Genomic DNA, 21,600 nt, shown 5'->3' on the forward strand with positions numbered 1-21,600 from the left:
TATTTATATAGAGATATTTACAAGTTCATAAATGAAATTATGATTTAGCTTGAAAGGAGAGAAAAAATGAAAAAAGTAATTATATTTTTTCTACTAATATGTAATATAATGATTATTTCTTGTACATCTAGTTCAAAAGAAAAATATGATGATGTGAAAGAAACTGTTGAAAAGGAAAAACTCCATGATTTTCAGTTGAAGATAGCTGAAAATATAGTTAATAACTATTTTTTATTCTTATTAAATGAAAACTATGATAAAGTTAATGAGTTATATACAACAGATATAAAGGTAGATGATATTGGGAAGAATGATAGTGATTTGAAATTAAGAGGATATAGTATTTATGAAATGAATGAGGTAGGAAAGACTGCTGAATTTCAAGTGAAAGTTTCATACAATGATACAAGTAACTCACTTGCAATGGCAAATGAGTTTAAGATAAAAGTGATAAAAGAAGAAGGATTATATAGAATAAGTGAGGTAAATGAAATACCCCATAGAGAAATTTTCTTGGAAAATAACACTATAAGACTTAGGGATGAAAATTCTGTTAAAAGTTATTTAGTTATCGATGATTCAGGTATCCCAAAATATATTAGCCATGATGAGAAAGGCAAGAAGTATGATAAAAAAGAAAACAATATTAAAAATTATAAGTCTCTAAATATAAATTATAATGGAGATAAAATATGTTTTTCAAAGGAAGATGAAAATTGTTATCTTGCAATGTTAGATATTAATGAAGTGATGCTAATTGAAAAGGAGAAAGAAGAGTTTAGTGCTAAAGAATTACCTATAGGTGAGAATATTGTAACACTAGATTATACAAAGGATGCCAATGTGAGGTTCAGTGTTTTTTCTGAAGATAATAGATTTATTGCAGTACAGTTTATTGATAAGGGATTAAAGAGAGTTAAGATATTCAATTCCAGTAACGGAGAAGAAATACCTGTAGAACTTGAAGAAAAATTAAATTTAAAAGAAGTTGATATATCATTTAAATCATTCCACAAAGGTATGGTCAATCTTGAAGTTCTACCTGCAGATATGAAAAACTTGAACAAATCCAATTTATTTGGATTATGGAAATTAGAGTTAGAAACTTCAAAATTTCATAAAATATAGATATAAAAAGAATATTAAAATTTACAATACATTAAGGGGCATTAAAATAAATAAGTAACTGATCAATGATGAAAGGTATATAATTATTTATCTGAATTAACTGGTGAAATAATAAAGGATATTAATTATATGATTTAAAATATCCCTAGAGTCTTTGATTGGTTTTTTATTTTTAGTTTAACGTAACTAGCAGAAGTCTCCCATCTTCTACAAGTGGGAGATGAATGTGTAAAAATAACTTGCTTCTATTAATTTTGCATTAAAATATAATCAGTAGTTAATAATAGAAATGGGTGATAATAATGAAATTAGATACAAATAATCATTCAGTGTTCTTATTGCATTATCATCTTGTATTAGTTATAAAGTATAGAAGAGAAGTAATAAAGAAATATATTCAAAATCAAGGTGAAAAGTGAGGTTAGGGAGTTGTTAAAAGCTTATAAATATAGAATCTATCCTAATTCAGAGCAAAGATTATATTTGGCTAAAACATTTGGTTGTACTAGATTCATATACAATAAAATGTTAGCTGATAGGATAAAATCTTATGAAGAAAACAAAGATTTAGACATAAAAAAAGTGAAATATCCAACTCCTGCACAATATAAAAAAGAATTCCCTTGGTTAAAAGAAGTTGATAGTTTAGCTTTAGCCAATGCCCAATTAAACTTGAATAAAGCTTATAAAAATTTCTTTAGGGATAAATCCGTAGGATTTCCTAAGTTCAAAAGTAAGAAAAGTAATTATCACAGTTACACAACTAATAATCAAAACGGAACTGTATGTATTGAATATGGATATATTAAGATTCCTAAATTGAAATCTATGATTAAAATAAAATTGCATAGACAATTCACTGGATTAATAAAGAGTTGTACTATAACAAAAACACCAAGTAATAAATACTATGTTTCAATATTGGTTGATACTGAAAATATAAAGTTGCCAAAAGTAGAAAATAAAATAGGTGTTGATGTTGGCTTGAAAGAGTTTGCTATATGCTCCAATGGTGATAGATATGACAATCCTAAATGGTTAAGAAAATCAGAAAAAAGACTTAAAAAACTACAAAAGGACTTATCAAGAAAGAAAAAAGGAAGTAATAACAGATATAAAGCTAGATTAAAAGTCGCAAGACTCCATGAGAAGATTACCAATCAAAGAAAAGATTTTTTACACAAGTTATCTACTAAACTAATCTGTGAAAACCAAACAATAGTTATAGAAAACTTAAAAGTAAAGAATATGATGAAGAATGATAAGCTATCAAAGGCAATAGGTGAGGTATCATGGTTTGAGTTTAGAAGAATGTTAGAATATAAGGCAGAATGGAATGACAAAAAGATAGTTATAGCACCATCGAATTATGCTAGTAGTCAATTATGTTCTGAATGTGGTTATAAAAACAAAGAAGTGAAAAACTTAGGGCTCAGAGAGTGGATTTGTCCTAACTGTAATGCGAAGCATGATAGAGATATAAATGCAAGTAAAAATCTACTGAAACTAGCTATATAGTTTTGGTAATAACTAATAAGGTCGGTGCGACCTTGTAAGCTTGGGTAAACTTGCTCCATTGGGAGTATTGACCAAGAAGCCCCCACTTCAATGAAGTAAGTAGAGGGTAGTTCACTATAAAATACGTGAAATGTGTTTTATAGATCAATTTTGAAAAGGAATTAAAATATGATATAGTAAACTAATAAAAATACATTTAGCATTTAAGGAGTAAATTAATGAACAAGCAATGGGGAGATAAACCATATAATAATTTAAATCATTTCTTAAGAAAAAAGTTTGGAGGAAAAGTTTTTAAAGTTTCTTTAGATGCTGGTTTTTCATGTCCAAACAGAGATGGAAATATAAGTAGAACTGGTTGTACATTTTGCAGTTCCAGAGGAGCAGGTGATTTTGCTGGTAATAGAGATTTTTCTATCACTAGGCAATTTAATGATATAAAAGAAATGATGAATAAAAAGTGGAAGAGCGATAAGTATATTGCTTATTTTCAAGCATACACCAATACTTATGGTGATATTGAGGAATTGAAGGAGAAGTATAATGAGGCTGTAAATCAGTCTGGTGTAGTTGCCATGGCAATTGCTACAAGACCAGATTGTTTGGATGATAAAATAATTGATTTAATTGAGTCATATAAGGATAAGGTATATACGTGGATAGAATTAGGGTTACAAACAGTAAGTGATAAAACTGCAATATTAATTAATCGAGGTTATGACTTATCAGTTTTTGAGTATGCATTAGAAAAATTAAGAGAGAGAGACATAGATGTTGTAGTACATGCGATTTTAGGATTGCCTCAGGAAAATAGAGAAGATATGTTAAAAACGGTTGATTATCTAGCTCATAAGGATATCCAAGGAATAAAGCTGCATCTATTGCATCTTATGAAAGGGACTCCAATGGTAAAGCAGTATGAACAGGGGTTATTAAAGTTCATGGAGATGGATGAATATGTAGAAATCATTGGTGAAGCAATTGGTAGATTAAGAGAGGATATTGTAATTCATAGGATTACAGGGGATGCCCCTAGAGACTTATTAATTGGTCCAATGTGGAGTTTAAAGAAATGGGAAGTGTTGAATTCTATACACAAAAATTTAGAGGAAAAGAATATTTATCAAGGGAAATTCTATAAGGCGTACTGCTCATTATAAAAGAATAATGGAGCTTGGGCTTGAAGATGATTTTGATTATTGTATGAAAAAGAACATAATTGATATAGTTCCTGAGTATATAGATGGCAAGATATCATAATTAAAATAGGTTATCCTTAAATGGACAACCTATTTTAATAGATATGGTAGCTAAATAATTTGTTTTTCCAGTCTTATATCTATAATTAATTATAGTTTAAAATTAGATATAGATTCTTGTAAAGATTGAGCTAATTGCGAGAGACCTTCACATGCATTTGAGATTTCTTGAATGGAAGCAGATTGTTCTTCTGAGGAAGCGGCTACTTCTTCACTACTAGCAGCATTTTCTTGAGCAATTGCTGCTAAGCTTTGAATAGAATTCAAGATTTCTTCAGTCTTTATGTTCATTGTTGTGCTAGAATTTGTAAGAATATTTATTACTGTTTCTGCATTTTTCATAGCTAAAGAGATTTCTTTGTATTTTTTCTCACTATTAATAACACTGGCAATTTGATCATCCATCATTGATGATACATTGTTCATGGTTGTTACTGCATTTTTAGAGTTAGATATTAACTCTTTTATAATTCCGTCAATTTCTTTAGTTGATTCAGTTGATTGCTCTGCTAATTTTCTAACTTCTTCTGCTACTACAGCAAATCCTTTTCCTGCTTCTCCTGCTCTTGCTGCTTCGATTGCTGCATTTAATGCAAGTAAGTTTGTTTGTTCAGCAATTTCTGCAATTAATTTACTAGCAGCACCAATTTTTAAAGTGCTTTTATTTGTTAAAGTTACGATTTGAGATACGTCATTAATAGCTGCAGAACTTTCGTCAGTTTTTCTATTTAGATTATCCATTATTACAAGACCTTCTTCAATAAGGGATACAACTTTATTGGACTCAATATTTAAAGTGTTAACATGGTTAGAATCTTCTAATATTATACTTTCAAGTTCCTGTGATTTCATAGCACCTTCTTCAGTATTAAGAGCTTGCTCAGTAGCCCCTTTTGAGATTTCATTGATTGTCTTAGCTATTTCTTCAGATGTTGCTGCACTTTCTTCAGTTATAGCAGTAAGTTCTTCTGCTGAAGAAACAACATTTTCTGATGAATTTGCAATTTCCTTAATAAGAAAGCGGAAATTTTTATTCATTTTATCGAAAGCTAAAGTTAATTTGCCAATTTCATCGTTTCTTTTCATAAAAGAGTCTGGAATGTTGGTAGAAAAATCGCCATTTCCCATTTTCTCAGCATGTGCTGTAGCAACTGTTATTCCCTTAAGATTTCTCTTTATAATAATATATAATATTATTGTTAACACAATTGACGTAATAATAAATGTTACAATCAAGAGAGTTATAAGAAGATTACGGGTTGCTAATATTTCATTTTTATTAACAAGTATACCTAGAGACCAACCGTTTGCTGGGATTGGTGCATAGGAGAAATAGTATTCTTCTCCATTATATACAATATCAACAAAATCCTCATTTTCTCTATTCATCATTTTAGAAGCGTATTCTTTAAAATCTTCATCATTAATAATGTTCTCTTCACCAGTTATTTCTTTATCGCTTGCATATACATATTTTCCGGTATTAGATATAAGGAATGTTTCTCCTTTATCACCTATTTTATATTGCTCCATTATAGTTGGAATATGTTCAATAGAAACATCTGCTGATACAAAGCCTATAATATTACTGTTTTCTTTAATAGATTTTGTTGCAGATACCACAATTAACCCTGAACCAGCATCAGGATAAGGATCAGTAAATCCTACACCATCTGAAGAAATTCCTGCCTTATACCAAGGTCTGCTTTTTACATCATAATTTGAGTTAACCGTAGCATCGTTATTATCTATATAAAAATTTGCTTTTTCATTAGAAATAAAGTCATTTACAATATCTTCATCTGTGTGGCTTATAGCTATTAAAGTTTTTAATATTTCAGGATACAGTCTATGTGTTTTGATATCATCGCGTGTATTAACTTCTTTAAGATATGTTTTAATTTGTTCGTTTGTTGCCATTTGTTCAGTTATGAGAGATGCTTTTTCGAAAAGACTAGAAACATCACTAATAGTTTTATCAAATTTTAGAAACACTTCATTAGAAACTTTTATCATGGCATCATCATTTACTGATTTAACTATAAAAAAACCAGATAAAAGAAAAATAGACATGATACAAATGAAAGTCCATAAAGCTAGTTTGGTTGCGAGACTTTTATGTTTTCCTTTGTTTTTTTCTTTCAAAATATATCCCTCCAATTATATGTTCTTAATATAATAATACAACTCCTTACATTATACGTCAAAATATTTCAAAAAATAAAATAATTTGTAGAAAAAGTAAAAACACACAATATTAATAAATTTGTGTGTTAGTAAAGTTATATAGCTTTATTTTCCGATTGTTTATTTTTATCAAAATCTACAAAGGTTTCATCAACTAGAGAGAGAAAATTTTCATTTACCCAACCTATGCTATTTATATTATTTGTAGTAGCAATATCAAGTTGATACCAGGTAATATCTGAAATTTTCACACAAGTAATAATTTCAACTAATTGATTTTCTGTTAAAGTGTTTAGTGGCATAGATTTTGAAATGGGGGAAATTCTTAAGCTTGTCTCTTTAGTTATAATTCCTTTTGGAGAAATTAGTTTTATTCTTTTCATCTCAAAGTTTTTTATTCTTTCCATATGAATATTCATTTTGCTCTTAAGTGATCTATTTTGCTTAGATAATAAAATAACCTGCTTTTTAAGAGATGCTACAGTAGCGTCGTATTTATAATAAATAGCAAAAACTATAACAGAGAAAAAAATGAAAGTTAAAAAATAGGCCAAAAAACCACTCCTATCAAAATGTTCTTTAATAAATATTATTAGGAGTTGTACAAAATCATTCTTAAAATAAAAAAGAAGCTTTTATAAAACAAAGCTTCTAACAGTTATTTTCTTATACACTATAATTAATATAGTTAGGTATATATTCATCTGCATATTTTAAAATATCATCTTTTGAGTGATCGCAGTATTTATCTTCAATTGCAACAACTTTCATTCCCGCAGATTTAGCACCTTTAATAGCAGGAAGAATATCTTCAAAAACTACACATTCCTTAGGATCAAGTCCTAGTTTGCTGCAGGATAGCAGATAAACATCTGGGAAGCTTTTCCCTCTTGAAACCTCGTCAGTAATAGTAATTGAATCAAAGTAATGGTAAATGTCATTATTCTTTAAAACAGGTTCTAATAAATAATGACAATTGCTAGTTGCTAAACAGATTTTGATGTCTGCTTTTTTTAGAATGTCCAAAAAAGTTTTTATACCAGGCTTTAGCTTGATATTCTCAGAATACTCTTTGAAGGCCATATCCATCCATTCCTTTTTTATATCATCAACACTTTCTTCTAAATTAAAAGTTTTTTTAAAATAATGTGCAGTTTCATTAAATCCAAAATGTTCGATTTCGCTTTTTAGGTTATTTGGAACAGCGATATTTCTTTTATCCAGAAAATCAAAATCTATTTTATCCCATACCCACATAGAATCAATAATTGTACCGTCTAAATCAAAAATTACGCCTTTAATATCAGTCATTGAAATCCTCCTAAATCAAGTTAAATGTAATAAATGATGAAATCGTACCTATAATCATTCCAATAGCAACATCAGTGGGATAGTGAACCCCTAGATACATTCGTGATATCCCTACTAGAGCACTCAACATAAAAACATAGATACCTACAAATGGAAAATATAATCCACTCATTGTAGCTATAGAAAAAGCAGCGCATGTATGACCAGAAGGAAATGAGTAATCATCTATTCCGATTTTTTTTATATAAAGATCTTCCAATAATAAGAATGGACGAGTTCTGTTTGCTTTTTTCTTAATTATTTGAGTAATGCTTGCACCAAATGCAAGTGATATAATGGTGCTTATAGAAAACTGATGTAAAATTTCATTATTTATGATTAATGTTGAAAGACAAAATATAACAGCAAAAGTTAAAGAGCCTAAATAAGTTATTGGAGGCATTATCTTGTCAAGAGTGGAACATCTAATTTTATGATTGAATACTTTGAGTATTGTTATATCATTTTTGTGAATTTTTTCGAAATTTATCCTCAAATAGTACACCCCTTAGAAGTTTAGAATCATTTATTCTATTTTATCATGTTTTAATTTAATGCACATTAAGATTTTCTTAAAATTAGGTGAAATTTATATGAAAAAACTTGGGTTTTTATAAGTTTGTTGTAGTATGTGTAATATTATGGTGAGGTTAATTGGAAATTAATGAAATTTTTATTATAAAGTAAAAAACCACTGAACAAATGTTCAGTGGTTTTGGTCGGGGTGACAGGGCTCGAACCTGCGGCCTCATGCTCCCAAAGCACGCGCGCTCCCAATCTGCGCCACACCCCGGCGACAAGCATAATTATATCTCAATAATGTGAATAAGTCAACAAAAATATTCATATTGAATAGTATAAAGTAATTTTGGAGAGATGATTATTATGGATCCTGCATTTATTCCCTTATATTTAAATAGTGCTTTAATGAGTAATTTATTTACTGTAGCAAATTTAAATTTGTCTTCAGATGTTTCTGTACAGAGTATAAGCACCAAAACACAACAGAACACAAGTTATACAGTACCTATGAGTGAATTAACTAGAGATCTTACAGGAAGGTTTATACAAGGTGAATTTAAGTTTAATTTAGCTACTGAATTACAATTAGAGCAGACTGCTATAGAGATAACTGCTCTCATAAAATTAAAGAGGATATTACAGAGTAAATCACTTATAAGAATAATGAGTTCTCCCCTGGATATTCAGAATGTAAGAGAAAAGGAATACATAGAATTCCAAGGGGTAGTAAATCATAATCCACATTTGAGATATATTGAAAAGATGATTGATTATATTGAAACAGACAATTTGATTGATGGAATAAAGAGTATTGATTCAATTAAAGATGAAAATAAGTTAGATACTCAGATGAAAAAAGTAAACTTAAAAAAGCAACTCCTAGGAGATTTAAAAGATAAAATTAATCAATACAAGGATGAGAGATGTGAGTATCTAATTACTGAAGGATTATACGGGAGTGGATTAAGAGCTATAATACCAGTGGAGAATAAGCATCTTTTGGATAATATAGAACACATGATGGCTTGTAGAGTAACTGTATTAGGTAAGGTTATAAAACTGGGAACTTTAGCTGAATTTGGATTATCGGATAGGGGGATGAATTACTTAGATCACGTTGATGATAGAATTTTAAATGAACTAGCAAATAAAGAAACATCAAGATTTGCAAAGAGAATGGAACAAGAAGATGAACATACGTTAAATGCTGATGAACCAGTTATGCTTATTTTACCATTATCTATATCTATGTAACTAAACTTTGCGACATAAAACATAATTGAACAGTTGAAAATGGACAGTGGAAAACGATGGAGGTTTTGCTCCGCAAAACTACATTTTATTGGTCTTTAGAATAAGAGGGGTTTACTCATTTTTCCTTTAGATAAAATATTGTAATTTAGAATACAAGGTTTCATCAAGATGAAACGAGTAAACTATTCTTGTCCGAAGAACAATATGATTAAAATTTCTCGAAGAGAAATATCCTACGTTTTCAACTTTCAATTTTCCACTTTCAACTTGCTTTTCTAAAGTACAATAGTTTCTCATTCCCCATTAACAATCATTAAAATAAAAATAAATTAAATAACAAAAAACACCCAGGTGGGTGTTTTTGTTAAGCTCCCTCATTAAGGAATTTAAATTGAGACACATATAAGTTGTGATATAGTCCTTTATTCTTCATTAGAGTCATGTGAGTTCCATATTCTATTATTTTACCCTCATTTACAACCATTATACAATCACAATCCCTAATTGTTGATAATCTGTGAGCAATTACAAAAGAAGTTCTGTTTTCTAGAACCTTTTCAATACCCATTTGAACTAATTTTTCAGTTGCTGTATCAATATTTGAAGTAGCTTCATCTAAAATTAGGATTTTAGGATTAGCTAATAATGCACGAGCAAATGATATTAATTGGCGTTGTCCTACAGATAATCTAGAGCCTCTTTCATTAATTTTTGTATTATAACCATTTTTCAACTTAGAGATAAAAGTATGAGCGTTTACTGCTTTTGCAGCTTCAATTATTTCTTCATCAGTAGCATCAAGTTTACCATATCTGATGTTTTCCATTATTGTGTCAGAGAATAAGAAAGTATCTTGAAGCATTATACCCATTTGAGATCTAAGGGATTCTAGATTAACTTTACTAATATCAATACCATCAATAAGCACAGTACCATTTGTTGGGTCATAGAATCTGCTTATTAAGTTTATAATTGTAGTTTTACCTGCACCTGTTGGACCAACTAGAGCAATTTTACTTCCTTTAGGTATATTAAAACTTACATCATGTAATACTTGAGAGTCTTTATCATATTCAAATGAAACATTATCAAATTCAACATGTCCCTGTATTTCAGGCATATCTATAGCTGATTCTAGGCTTACAAGTGTAGGGGCAGTGTCTAAGATATCAAATATTCTTTCTGCTGCTGAAAAATTTGTAATAAGAACATTATAAAAGTTACTTATATTTGTTATTGGTCTCCAAAACATACCTATATACATAGTAAAGGCTATTAAATTACCAACTGATAGAGAAGGGTCTCCAGATTGTATTAATTTAACACCATACCAGAAAGTTAAGAATGTACCCATTCCCCAACTTATATTTACCAGTGGCCAAAATAGGTTATTTAATCTTACAGCATTAGTGAATGATGTAATAAGTTTACCTACGTAGTCACTAAATTGATTTGAAGTCTTCTTCTCAACCCCAAAGGCTTGAACAACTCTGATTCCTGAGAAGTCTTCATGAGTGAATCCATTTAGGTTAGAGCGATTACTTCTATGTTTTTGCCATCTTTTTCTTGAAAATATCTGTATACATGATAGTGATACAAGTAGTATTGGAAGAAACGACATTGAGATTAATGCTAATTTATAATTCTTGTAAAACATGATACCTGTTACACAAATAATTGTTAAGATTTCAGGGATTAAACTTGTAATACTGTTATTAAATAAATTTTGTAAGGAGTTAACATCTCCAACTATTCTAGCAAGAATCTTACCTACAGGCCTACTATCGAAGAAACCAAAAGATAACTTTTGAATGTGAGTATAAAGCTCTTCACGTATCTCTAAAACTACCTTGCTTGTTATCTTAGCCATAAGATTTATTCTTAAATTGGTTAACACCATTGAAATAATATACAAGGTGAGCATAATAGCTCCTGTAAGTAGTAATCCTTTTATATTTCCTGACTTTATATCAATATCTATAGCTCTTTCTAATAGTAGTGGGTTCACAAGTGTAGTAAGCATTACTATTATCATCATAAATACGGTTATTGATATCTTAAGCCAGTATGGCTTAAGATATTTGAAAAGCCTTGATATTAAGTGCTTAGATTTATATTTTTTTATTTTTTCCTTTTCCTTTGATGTATTCACCTTACTCAATTAGACCACCTCCTCTTCACATAAACCCAGGTCTTTAAATTGTTCTCTGTATATATCATAGTATTTACCACCCTTAGCTATTAGAGAAGTGTGGTTTCCGTATTCAGCTATCTTACCATCTTCCATTATTACAATCATATCTGCATTTTTAACAGCTGATATTCTATGAGCAATTATAATTGTCGTCATATGAGCGCAATGATCGTAGATGTTTTTTAGAAGTTGGAATTCGGTATCCATATCAAGTGCAGAAGTAGAATCATCAAGAACAAGAATTTTACTATTTTTTATAAGAGCTCTTGCAATAGATAATCTCTGCTTTTGACCACCTGATAAACCAATTCCACGTTCACCAATAACTGTATCATATTTTTCTTCTAAAGACTCAATAAAGTCTTTAGCACAGGCCTTTTCGCAAGCAGACTTAACATCATTCAAAGTTGCTGATGGGCAAGCGAATTTGATATTTTCTTCAATTGATTCTGAGAATAAGAACACGTCTTGAGGAACTACGGCCATCTGACTTCTCAAAGTATTTAAATGTAGATCTTTTACATTGAAGCCGTCAATAGTTACTGAACCTTCAGTGGTATCATAGTAACGACCTATTAAATTAGTTAAAGTGCTTTTTCCACTTCCCGTTGATCCCATTATAGCTACAGTTGAACCAGGTGCTATATCAAGATTTATTCCTTTGAGAATTTCTTCATCATCATATTTGAATGTTACATTGTTGAACTTTATATGACCTTTCATGTTATTAAGTTCAATTGCGTTTAATTTATTCTTTATTTCAGGTTCTGTATCCATTATTTTAAATATCTTTTTAGATGAAGCATTAGCCTGAGCTATCATATTAGATAACCATCCAAGCATTCTCATTGGCCATATAATCATCCATGCATATAAATTGAACTGAACAAGTTCACCTACAGAAAGGTTTCCTTTAATAACAAATATTCCACCAATTACAATTACTAAAAGTATGCATATATTACTTAAAAAATCAAATAGAGGAAAGTATTTTCCAAATACTTTGAATTTTTTTATACTGAGATCATGACTTGTTTTATTGTATTTAAAAAACTTAGATAATTCATGTTTTTCTCTAGCAAATGCTTTAACAAGTCTTACACCTGCTAAATTTTCCTGTGCTATTGTATTCATTTCAGATGTATTATCGCTTATATCTTCAAATGTTTGATCAATTTCTTTTTCAAGCTTCATGGCAGTAAATGCAAGAAGTGGCATAGGTATAAGCGCTATTAATGTTAATTTCCAACTTATGCTGAACAGGCATATAGAGGCGATTATGAAATATAGAATATTTTCTATGAATAATGCTAAGCCGAAACCAATTGTTTCCCATATTCTATCAACATCAGAATCTACTCTAGACATCAATTCTCCAGTATTCTTTTTATCAAAGTAACTGAATGATAAACTCTGAATATGGTTAAATAAATCTTTCTTTAAATCTCTGCTTATTAAAGAAGAGGTCTTATCAAATCTATAATGTTTAACATACATAAATATTGATCTGGATATTGCTATACCGATAATTCCTATTAATAATTTTGTTGTTAAATCATATTTTCCATTTCGAATAACATCATCTATAAACATACCTGTAATCTTAGGATTTAACATATCCAATCCTATCCCCAAAAGCATACACATTACTGGAATGATGTAAGATGTCCAATATTTTGAGATGTAATTGAGTATTTTTTTCATATAAATCGCCCCCCTTTTTGGATAATGATGCTATTGAATAATCCTTTAGTATTGATACTCCGATATTTATGGAGAAGAACTCCACTGTTAATTTTAAAAATTCCTTGTAATGTTTTAATTACTGATTTTACACTCATTCATAACCCTCCCTAAGATTTTAAAAATGTTACTGTATGTACTTTGTATAGAGATTCCAAGTGAAAACTAAATTTATACATACTCAAAACCCATTGAAGCGCTTCGATTTTGAGAGGCGAATAAATAAGTTTTACTATGCATTCTCTATAAAAAACAAAAAGAGGTCATATAGACATGACCTCGTAAAGCAATGATCGCAAAATATAAAAGCCATGGGAGATAATCCCATGGCGAATTAACATATAAGTATTAATTTTTAATAAAATAATAAACAATTAATAATATGCTTTCATCAAGGTAGAATTATCGAAATAATTAATTTTATTTAGTTTTGTATTTAATGCTATATTGATTTCTGTGTTTAAGCCTAAGTTTATGTCTAAGCTATTAAATTTTCTAAATAACATAATTTCTACCTCTCTTTCATATAATTTGCTACAATAAACATTATATTGAAATTAAAATGTTATGTCAACCATATTTCTAAATATTTTTAATTTTCTCCCATATTGTATTAATATCTCCAGCGCCAACTAGCATAAGTACATCGCCTTCAGTTAATTTGGGAGCGATATACTCCGCGATTGCATCTAACTTGCCTATATATGTGCAATTAATATTATTTTCCTTAATTTTATCAGATAAGATTTGAGAATTTATTATTCCGGTATCTTTTTCTCTTGCAGCATATATATCTGCAACTATAACTTCATCTGCTTCCCCGAAACATTCACTGAATTCTTTTAGTAGACTATGAGTTCTTGTGTAAGTATGAGGCTGAAAAGCACAATAAAGCTTACCTTTTGTAAGTTTTCTTCCCGCATTCAGTGCATTGATTATTTCAGTTGGATGATGAGCGTAATCGTCAACAACTATTGCACCATTTACTTCTCCTTTAATCTCAAATCTTCTATGTGTTCCTTTATAATCAAATAGTCCCTCAGCTATAGAGTTAAAAGGTATATTTAAAGCTATTCCAGAGGCGATTGCTGCTAATGAATTATATATATTGTGTTCTCCAGGAATATTTAAATGAATTTCTCCTAGAGTGTTATTGTTATATTCTACTTTAAAATAACCACATCCCATAGAATCATAGTTAATATCTATAGCTCTTACCATTCCTGATTTTAAACCGAAAGTTATTTTATTGCATGAGCAGGAATTGATTACCTTTGAAGCTCTTATATCATCATTATTCATTATAAGATAGCCATTCTTAGGAATTGATTGAGCATATTTTATGAATACTTCTTCAATGTGATGAATATCTCTATAGTAATCTAAATGATCTTCATCAATATTTAATATAATCCCTATATAAGGAAAGAAATTTAAAAATGATTCTTTGTATTCGCATGCTTCTGTTAAGAAATATTCGCTTTCTCCGATTCTTAGATTACCATTTATGGCATCTAGGGCTCCTCCTACAAATAATGTAGGATCAGTATTTCCACTTAATAATACATGTGATGCCATTGAAGTTGTTGTAGTTTTACCATGTGTACCTGATACTCCAATGCTGTATTTATAATTTTTCATAACTAATCCTAAAAATTCTGCTCTTGAATACATTGGTAATCCTAATTCTTGGGATCTTATATATTCTTCATTATCTTCTTTAACAGCAAAAGTATAAACGATTATTGAATTCTCATGAATATTTTCTTTTTTTTGTCCAATGGATACAGGTATACCTTTGGCTTTCAATGTTTTTACCATATCTGATTCGCTTCTATCTGAACCAGTTACGTTATACCCATGATCTTTAAGTAGTAGAGCTATGGCACTCATACTTATTCCACCTATACCAATGAAATGTATAGTCGTATGCTTATCTATATTAAGATTAAAAGACATAGAAGCACTCCTCTCAATTTTAGTTATCCCTAAAAAATAAATATACATTATATATGTAATTTATGTTATATGATAATTATAATACATTATGAGGAATAATTTTGTGAATTTTTTAGGTTATTTAATTAATGTTGCTTAATTTAAATTAATAATTCGGTCACAGAGATTTATAGAGGATTCACGATGTGCTACAACAATAATTGTTTTTTCTCTTCCAATAACATTAATAGCATGGTGGATAATACTTTCTGAATGCTGATCAATTGCGCTTGTAGCTTCATCAAATATTAAAATATCTACATCTCTTAAAAATAACCGAGCAAGTACAAGTCTTTGTCGCTGCCCACCGGATAGTTTTACACCTCTTTCACCAACAGCGGTATCATATCCTTTAGGCTGAGCTAATATAAAATCATAAATACAAGCTTTTTTGCAGGCTTCATCTAGCATATCCATAGTTGCATTAGGACGAGCAAGTTTAAGATTTTCTTCTATTGTAGTGTTAAATAATAAGTTTTCCTGTAAAACGAAACCAAGGTTGCTATATAAAAACTTATGGTTTATTTTATTTATATCTACTCCTGAAAATAAGATTTCTCCGGATTTTGGAGATAGCATTCCAGTTATAAGTTTTAAAATTGTTGTTTTTCCTGCACCACTCCGTCCAATTATTGCAACACGTTCGCCCTGTGTTATTTCCAAGTTAAAATTATTAAGAACAGGTAGTGAGGTTTTATCATATGAGAATACTACGTTTTTCATGGAGATATGGTTATTACAATTGTTAGGTATTATCTTCTGTGGTAAAGTTTTTGAATCAGTATTTAACTCTTGGATTAACCTATCATAGAAAGGCATGTTACTTTGTAAATCAGCATCTGTAGAAGAGAGTGTGCGGATACTTTTGCATAACAAATCATAATAAAGTGCAAAAACAAGTAAATCCCCAATTGTGATAATATCTCTTATTATAAGGAGACCACCTAAAAAATATAGGGAAAATTTCAAAAGAAACTCATCTATAATTTTAGGTACAACAAGTACTCTTGCCACCCAGTAGTTAATCCACCTTGAAAAAAAATCTGCGTAATTATGAGCATATCTTACAAAAGTTCTAAGTTGACGTTTTTGGAGGTTAAGGGCCTTAATTTCTTTCCATCCATGAATGGATGTATCAAGCCAGCTATTCCACCTTTCGCTGTTTCCACGATTTATATTTATTAAGTCCTTTTCTTTTATACTGATTTTATGATCAAGATAAAAGGTTAATGGTATTACAATTATGGAAAAAAGAGCTAATCGCCATTCAATTAAAATAATAAATAATGCAGAAACTACTGCAGTAATCATTGATATAAGGTAGTCTACAGTTTGTATATTAGCAAAATCACTAAGTTTTAGTACATCATCTTCAATACGCATTTTCATGTCACCTATACTCCTAGCATCATAATCTTTAAAGGGTAATGTAAGATAGTTGTTTAGTATTTTGTGTTTAATCTTAAATAATACTCTATTCAAAAGGATATTGTTAGAATAGTTCCTTAAAAATGATAAGAATGTATTAAAGATAAAAAGACTTAAATAACCAACTGCAACAAATAAAAAAATGTTGAGATTTCTCTCAATAATAACTTGATCAATGAAAAGTCTATAAAGCTTTGGAGTGATAAGTGAAATTAACATACTTGTTAAGCTGATTACTATAATAATAATAAAATGTTTTCTAACACCAAATGAGAATTTGTTTAATTGTTTTAGTATGGCAAAACGGTAATGTAATTTTTTAAGCAACTCCAGATACCTCCTTTATAGAGAACAACTTTCTGAAACTATTATTTTTTTCAATAAGATCTTTGGGATTTCCTGATATCTTAACTTTACCATTCTCAAGTAAAATAACATTATCACATAACATCACTGAGTTTAACCTATGTGCAATAAGGATTGATGTTCTACCCTTTAATAGCTCTTTCCATGCTTTGTGAATAATTTTTTCAGTATCTTTGTCCAAGGCACTAGTAGCTTCATCAAAAACAATAATTGCAGGATCTTTTAAGTAAATTCTAGCTATAGCTAATCGTTGTCGTTGTCCGCCTGATAAACCCAATCCCTTTTTGCCAATTAGAGTATCAAGCTTTTCTGGTAAATTCTCGATATACTCATGAATTCCAGCTTTTCTACATGCATTCCATAATTCATCATCAGTTGCTTTAAAATTACCAAGCAATAAGTTCTCACGAATAGTTGCATCAAAAGTTAAGATATCCTGTTGAACAACACCAATATTGTCACGAATAGACTTAAGGCTGCAATCATTTATATTTTGATTATCGATTAACATGGTTCCTCTATCGGCTTCATACAGGGCAATTAGAAGAGAAATAAGAGTGGATTTTCCACAACCGCTTTCACCTACAAGAGCAACAGAACTACATGAAGGAATAATAGCATTAAAATCCTTAAGTATAGTATTCTTTTTATCATAAGAAAACTCAATGTTTTTGAACTGTATAGTCCCATTAGTAACTACAAGCCTTTGATTTCTTTGCCATGAAGTCTCATCATCTTCACATAAAAAGTTATTAATTCTTGAAATGCGTGTCAATCGTGATTGTGCATCCATTAAATTTCGTACTATGCCTAAGATTGTTCTGTCTTTTAGAGTAAAAACAAATGAAAGTAGTACCATAATACTACCAATAGTAATTTTGTTATTATAAGCAAGATACGCACAAACACCATAGATTGAAAGTTGTATTAATAGGTTTATAAATTCTATAATTTTTTCACAGGATAAATTTGTAACTGAAGTCTTAATATTTACACTAAAAAGATTACGTAGATGGTTAGTGAAGTCTTTACGAATAATTTTTTGAGCACAAAGGAGACGAATATCAGTGAGACCTTTTAAAATCTCAAATAACCAGGAAACATATCCCCCATAGAGTTCACGTTGTTTATCAGTATGTCTTCTAATTTTATTATTAAACTTAAATGTTGAATATGCAGCAAAAGGCAGAAACAAAGTTACTACAATACCAGCAGGGATACTTACAATATAAATATAGATAATATAAAATACACCCATCAATGTATTATTTACCAAATGAATTACATTGCGGATAACAAAATGCATACATTCTGCGGTATCACTAATCAATAAACTAATAAGATCTCCAGTTTTAGCACTTGACATATATGAAGATTTCATTGATTGTATTTTCTTAAATATATCTAGGCGAATGTCAAAAGTGTATCTGTTCATTAGGTATTGATGTTGCGTATAAATAAAAAAGTAAAGTATGCATGAAAAAATTGACATTACCACATAAACTAAACTAACCTGTAAGAACATATCTATATTTTCATAATACACTATACCATCTATCATTATGGCAAAGATAATAGGGGAGATTACGGTGAGTAGGCTATCAAAAAGCCAACCAATATAAAATAAAATGAAATTACGTTTATGTTTTTTTATGTATTTTGAAAGAATTCTTATTCCTTCCAAAATGTTTGGTTTTTTATTCATACCCTTTTCCTCCTTTAACAAAAATTCTATATAGTAAGCTTTCTTTACCTTGAGGTATTTCTATAAAGAGGTTCTCATTAGATAAGGAAGTGATTGTATTTTTGCTATCGCTGGAAAAATATAAAGCAACTCCTTCAGATATATTTTCTATCCTTTCAATTGAAACAGAAAAAACAACTTCATTTCTATTGGAGTATAGGTATGACTCTCCAATTGGGATATGTCCATTTTCAATCAATAGTACAGGCTCCTTTCGTATAGAAAGCACTTTTGCAGGATATATTTTTATAGTAGGGACTTTGGTAGTTATAGTTAAAAAAAGGAATAAGACTACTCCTAATAATACAAAAATTATAAAAAAAGTTGGTGAAGCTGTTAGTAACCGTGTATATTTTATTCCAAGTACATTTTTTTTGTATAGCATAAGACCTCCCTAATTTGATAGAATAGTATTGTAAAGACTTGTATAATAAGTTTAAATAATCATGTTAATACATTCAATGTTATATATGAAGGAATTAACTATACTATTTACAATAGGAGGTTATAATTATGCCACAGAATGACAGATACCGTACAAGAATAGTTCCTATTGAATTTGAAGCTAATGAGCAACTAGAATCATTGACTGCTTTGGATAGGGTGACTCTAGTATTTGTTTCAAATGGAAGTGCAACTATCAATATAAATGGGAAAATATGGTCATTATCAGCCTCATGTGTATTATGTATATCAAAATATGACAGTATCAATATTCTAAACAAACATAAGTTTTCTGCAAAATCATTTAGTTTTAACCCCACATTTATAAATAGCAGTCTTACATTTGATGCTTTATCTGAAAATAAATTTGTTTACTTAGAAGATGAGCATGACAGAAATTTGCTTATGAGTTTTTTGAATCATACAGATGAATTTGGAGGAATAATTAAAATTCCTTCATCAATGCATCTTAGAATAAATGAATGGCTGGGAATTATCGGTTCAGAAACATTGGCACAAAGTGATGGTATGTGGACTTGCCGTATAAGGCGCTATCTGCTTCAAACACTATACCTAGTTGAAGAGCTTTATTTATCCATGAAAAAGAGTGGATTCAAAAATGAGCCATTCACAGAAAAAGAGCATGTGGAAATAGCATTAGAGTACATTCATACAAATTATCCTAATGAAATATCATTAGAAACTCTATGTAAAGTTGTGAATTTGAATAGAACATCTCTGAATAAACGATTTAAAGAGAGAACTGGACATACTGCTATAACTTATCTAATAAACTATAGGATAAAAATCGCATGTGAAGCTCTAAGACATACAAACCTTAAAGTAATAGAAATTGCCCAGGCTTGTGGATTTATTTATGATACTTATTTCATTAAGCAGTTCTCTAAGAGGATGGGAATATCACCATCGGAATATAGGAATAACTATGTAGAAAGGTAATAAGAAACTTTGGTATACGAATATTTATTTATAAAATGCATAATAATATTCCTCTTTTTGATGAATTATGATATTATTAGTTTACTGATTTAAAAAGAAAAATTATAAGGGTGGGTTTTATGGACGGAAAGTTTATGCGTAATCAAAGAGTATCAGCGATTACAAAGATTTTAATAGAGAATCCGAACAAGGTTATTAATTTAAATGTATTTACTAATATGTTGAATGCTGCTAAGTCCACAATAAGTGAAGATATTGTCATTGTGAGAGAGAGTTTAAAGAGATTGGAAATGGGTACAATTGAAACAATATCTGGTGCAGCAGGCGGAGTTAAGTTCGTTTGTGATATTTCAAAGGAAGAGTTAGATAGATTTTTAGAGGATCTATGTAAAGAATTGCAAAATGAGAATAGAGTTATATTAGGAAATTTTTTATATTTAACAGATATATTATCTAGTCCTAGATACTTGAAGAAGGCTGGTACAATTTTAGCATCAAAATTCATTTCTAATGAGGTTGATTATGTTGTAACTGTGGAGACAAAGGGTATTCCTTTAGCATATGAAGTGGCAAATAAGCTTGGTGTTGAGCTTATAATAGTTAGAAGAGGAAATAAAATTACTGAAGGAACTACGATTAGTATAAATTACTTATCAGGGTCTAGTAATAGAATACAAACTATGTCTTTATCAAAGAAATCTCTACCTAGTGGAAGTAAGTGCATCTTCATTGATGACTTTATGAAGGCGGGTGGAACAGCTAGTGGAATAAAGCACCTTCTTGAAGAGTTCCAGAGTGAACTATTAGGTATAGGTGTACTTATTGATGATAGAAGTGTTGAGAATAAGCTTATGGAAGATTATATTGCAATAGTAGAATATGATGGACCGAAAGATAATAAGACTGCAACTGTAAGAGTATCAGAAAAATTGGATAGATAAAGGATTCTTAAACTAAAGAATTATAAAGGTTGTTGATAAACATATTTTATCAACAACCTTTGTTGATTTTAAAAGATTTTTAGATGGAAATTACAATAATATGTGCAATTATAAAAATATTGATAATTTTTTGAACATTTAGAAGGAATTTTACTGGAAATATAGAATATAAAATTTATGTATAGTTCTAGATTCTAGATGCGGAGGTGGCTTATGCAAATTACAGATGTTAGAATTAGAAAGATAACAGAAGAAGGAAAAATGAAGGCAATAGTATCAATTACTTTTGATAATGAATTCGTAGTACATGATATTAAAGTTATCGAAGGTAAGAATGGATTATTTATAGCTATGCCAAGTAGAAAAACACCAAGTGGGGAATTTAAGGATATAACTCACCCAATTAACACAGATACTAGACAAAAAATTCAAGATTGCATCTTGGATGCATATCAGAAGGCTAAAGATGAACAGGAGCCAGAGGCTGTTGAAGGTGAAGCTTAAGGAGTATGTGACAAAGGAGTGTATGCTCCTTTTTTGCGTTATTTAATTCTAGAAGTTTTA

At 29.6% G+C, this 21,600-nt stretch carries 18 protein-coding genes, 1 tRNA gene and 2 pseudogenes; 9 read left to right on the forward strand and 12 right to left on the reverse strand.

What is annotated here, in order from left to right:
• The first annotated feature begins 66 nt into the window (after nt 1-66).
• The 5 genes and pseudogenes from OW730_RS03755 to OW730_RS03775 all read left to right on the forward strand — a co-directional run.
• On the forward strand, nt 67-1,128 hold the full coding sequence (locus OW730_RS03755; RefSeq protein WP_271227754.1) for a hypothetical protein: 1,062 nt from the start codon (nt 67-69) through the stop codon (nt 1,126-1,128).
• Between the two features lie 302 nt (nt 1,129-1,430).
• A pseudogene (locus tag OW730_RS03760) lies at nt 1,431-1,511 on the forward strand (IS200/IS605 family transposase); the annotation flags it as partial.
• A 46-nt stretch (nt 1,512-1,557) separates the two neighbouring features.
• Nucleotides 1,558-2,646 (forward strand): IS200/IS605 family element RNA-guided endonuclease TnpB, encoded by a 1,089-nt coding sequence (gene tnpB / locus OW730_RS03765; protein WP_271229510.1) that lies wholly within the window; start codon nt 1,558-1,560, stop codon nt 2,644-2,646.
• A gap of 218 nt (nt 2,647-2,864) precedes the next feature.
• Nucleotides 2,865-3,806, forward strand: coding sequence for a TIGR01212 family radical SAM protein (locus OW730_RS03770; protein WP_271227755.1), 942 nt, complete (start codon nt 2,865-2,867; stop codon nt 3,804-3,806).
• A pseudogene (locus OW730_RS03775) lies at nt 3,784-3,906 on the forward strand (2-phosphosulfolactate phosphatase); the annotation flags it as partial. The gene OW730_RS03770 and the pseudogene OW730_RS03775, both read left to right, overlap by 23 nt.
• A gap of 89 nt (nt 3,907-3,995) precedes the next feature.
• Here OW730_RS03775 and OW730_RS03780 read toward each other — a convergent pair.
• From OW730_RS03780 to OW730_RS03800, 5 genes are all read right to left on the reverse strand, one after another.
• Complete coding sequence (locus OW730_RS03780; RefSeq protein WP_271227756.1) at nt 3,996-6,050, reverse strand: methyl-accepting chemotaxis protein; 2,055 nt, start codon at nt 6,048-6,050, stop codon at nt 3,996-3,998.
• A gap of 137 nt (nt 6,051-6,187) precedes the next feature.
• Nucleotides 6,188-6,646 carry a hypothetical protein gene (locus tag OW730_RS03785; protein ID WP_271227757.1) on the reverse strand — a complete coding sequence of 153 codons (459 nt, stop codon included), beginning with the start codon at nt 6,644-6,646 and terminating at the stop codon, nt 6,188-6,190.
• 112 nt (nt 6,647-6,758) lie between these two features.
• Nucleotides 6,759-7,403, reverse strand: coding sequence for an HAD family hydrolase (locus OW730_RS03790; RefSeq protein ID WP_271227758.1), 645 nt, complete (start codon nt 7,401-7,403; stop codon nt 6,759-6,761).
• Nucleotides 7,404-7,413: 10 nt separating this feature from the next.
• Nucleotides 7,414-7,938: a phosphatase PAP2 family protein gene (locus tag OW730_RS03795; RefSeq protein ID WP_271227759.1), complete on the reverse strand. Its 525-nt coding sequence runs from the start codon at nt 7,936-7,938 to the stop codon at nt 7,414-7,416.
• A 220-nt stretch (nt 7,939-8,158) separates the two neighbouring features.
• Nucleotides 8,159-8,235: transfer RNA gene (locus tag OW730_RS03800), tRNA-Pro, on the reverse strand.
• A 92-nt stretch (nt 8,236-8,327) separates the two neighbouring features.
• On the opposite strand from OW730_RS03800, the gene OW730_RS03805 reads away from it, so the two are divergent.
• Nucleotides 8,328-9,218, forward strand: a complete 891-nt coding sequence (locus OW730_RS03805; protein WP_271227760.1) for a hypothetical protein — start codon at nt 8,328-8,330, stop codon at nt 9,216-9,218.
• Nucleotides 9,219-9,582: 364 nt separating this feature from the next.
• Here the strand turns inward: OW730_RS03805 and OW730_RS03810 are convergent, their stop codons facing one another.
• The 7 genes from OW730_RS03810 to OW730_RS03840 form a co-directional block, all read right to left on the reverse strand.
• Nucleotides 9,583-11,370, reverse strand: coding sequence for an ABC transporter ATP-binding protein (locus OW730_RS03810; RefSeq protein ID WP_333781280.1), 1,788 nt, complete (start codon nt 11,368-11,370; stop codon nt 9,583-9,585).
• Nucleotides 11,371-11,379: 9 nt separating this feature from the next.
• A complete protein-coding gene (locus OW730_RS03815; RefSeq protein WP_271227762.1) occupies nt 11,380-13,116 on the reverse strand; it encodes an ABC transporter ATP-binding protein in 1,737 nt (578 codons plus the stop codon).
• Between the two features lie 413 nt (nt 13,117-13,529).
• Complete coding sequence (locus tag OW730_RS03820) at nt 13,530-13,661, reverse strand: hypothetical protein (protein ID WP_271227763.1); 132 nt, start codon at nt 13,659-13,661, stop codon at nt 13,530-13,532.
• Nucleotides 13,662-13,737: 76 nt separating this feature from the next.
• The gene (gene murC / locus OW730_RS03825; protein WP_271227764.1) at nt 13,738-15,114 is read right to left on the reverse strand and encodes a UDP-N-acetylmuramate--L-alanine ligase; all 1,377 of its coding nucleotides are present in this window, start codon (nt 15,112-15,114) and stop codon (nt 13,738-13,740) included.
• 135 nt (nt 15,115-15,249) lie between these two features.
• Nucleotides 15,250-16,908: an ABC transporter ATP-binding protein gene (locus tag OW730_RS03830; protein ID WP_271227765.1), complete on the reverse strand. Its 1,659-nt coding sequence runs from the start codon at nt 16,906-16,908 to the stop codon at nt 15,250-15,252.
• Nucleotides 16,901-18,652 carry an ABC transporter ATP-binding protein gene (locus tag OW730_RS03835; protein WP_333781258.1) on the reverse strand — a complete coding sequence of 584 codons (1,752 nt, stop codon included), beginning with the start codon at nt 18,650-18,652 and terminating at the stop codon, nt 16,901-16,903. Before OW730_RS03835 ends, OW730_RS03830 begins: the two co-directional genes overlap by 8 nt.
• On the reverse strand, nt 18,645-19,076 hold the full coding sequence (locus tag OW730_RS03840) for a hypothetical protein (protein ID WP_271227766.1): 432 nt from the start codon (nt 19,074-19,076) through the stop codon (nt 18,645-18,647). Before OW730_RS03840 ends, OW730_RS03835 begins: the two co-directional genes overlap by 8 nt.
• 128 nt (nt 19,077-19,204) lie before the next feature.
• Between OW730_RS03840 and OW730_RS03845 the strand changes: the two genes are divergently transcribed.
• The 3 genes from OW730_RS03845 to spoVG all read left to right on the forward strand — a co-directional run bounded on the left by OW730_RS03845 (nt 19,205) and on the right by spoVG (nt 21,540).
• Nucleotides 19,205-20,095 (forward strand): helix-turn-helix domain-containing protein, encoded by an 891-nt coding sequence (locus OW730_RS03845; protein ID WP_271227767.1) that lies wholly within the window; start codon nt 19,205-19,207, stop codon nt 20,093-20,095.
• A 119-nt stretch (nt 20,096-20,214) separates the two neighbouring features.
• Entirely contained in the window at nt 20,215-21,036 is an 822-nt protein-coding gene (gene purR / locus OW730_RS03850) for a pur operon repressor (RefSeq protein WP_271227768.1), read from the forward strand.
• A gap of 213 nt (nt 21,037-21,249) precedes the next feature.
• Nucleotides 21,250-21,540: a septation regulator SpoVG gene (spoVG, locus tag OW730_RS03855; RefSeq protein WP_271227769.1), complete on the forward strand. Its 291-nt coding sequence runs from the start codon at nt 21,250-21,252 to the stop codon at nt 21,538-21,540.
• Nucleotides 21,541-21,600: the final 60 nt, after the last annotated feature.

This window comes from Oceanirhabdus sp. W0125-5, from assembly GCF_027938815.1.
Lineage (GTDB): Bacteria > Bacillota > Clostridia > Clostridiales > Clostridiaceae > Oceanirhabdus.

What these genes read in the sequence shown, in the direction of transcription:
- OW730_RS03805 (WP_271227760.1), top strand. Translation starts at nt 8,328, where the DNA reads ATGGATCCTGCATTTATTCCCTTATATTTAAATAGTGCTTTAATGAGT.
- OW730_RS03835 (WP_333781258.1), bottom strand. Translation starts at nt 18,652, where the DNA reads ATGAATAAAAAACCAAACATTTTGGAAGGAATAAGAATTCTTTCAAAA.
- spoVG (WP_271227769.1), top strand. Translation starts at nt 21,250, where the DNA reads ATGCAAATTACAGATGTTAGAATTAGAAAGATAACAGAAGAAGGAAAA.
- OW730_RS03820 (WP_271227763.1), bottom strand. Translation starts at nt 13,661, where the DNA reads ATGTTATTTAGAAAATTTAATAGCTTAGACATAAACTTAGGCTTAAAC.
- purR (WP_271227768.1), top strand. Translation starts at nt 20,215, where the DNA reads ATGGACGGAAAGTTTATGCGTAATCAAAGAGTATCAGCGATTACAAAG.
- OW730_RS03755 (WP_271227754.1), top strand. Translation starts at nt 67, where the DNA reads ATGAAAAAAGTAATTATATTTTTTCTACTAATATGTAATATAATGATT.
- OW730_RS03770 (WP_271227755.1), top strand. Translation starts at nt 2,865, where the DNA reads ATGAACAAGCAATGGGGAGATAAACCATATAATAATTTAAATCATTTC.
- OW730_RS03845 (WP_271227767.1), top strand. Translation starts at nt 19,205, where the DNA reads ATGCCACAGAATGACAGATACCGTACAAGAATAGTTCCTATTGAATTT.
- OW730_RS03790 (WP_271227758.1), bottom strand. Translation starts at nt 7,403, where the DNA reads ATGACTGATATTAAAGGCGTAATTTTTGATTTAGACGGTACAATTATT.
- murC (WP_271227764.1), bottom strand. Translation starts at nt 15,114, where the DNA reads ATGTCTTTTAATCTTAATATAGATAAGCATACGACTATACATTTCATT.
- OW730_RS03840 (WP_271227766.1), bottom strand. Translation starts at nt 19,076, where the DNA reads ATGCTATACAAAAAAAATGTACTTGGAATAAAATATACACGGTTACTA.
- OW730_RS03815 (WP_271227762.1), bottom strand. Translation starts at nt 13,116, where the DNA reads ATGAAAAAAATACTCAATTACATCTCAAAATATTGGACATCTTACATC.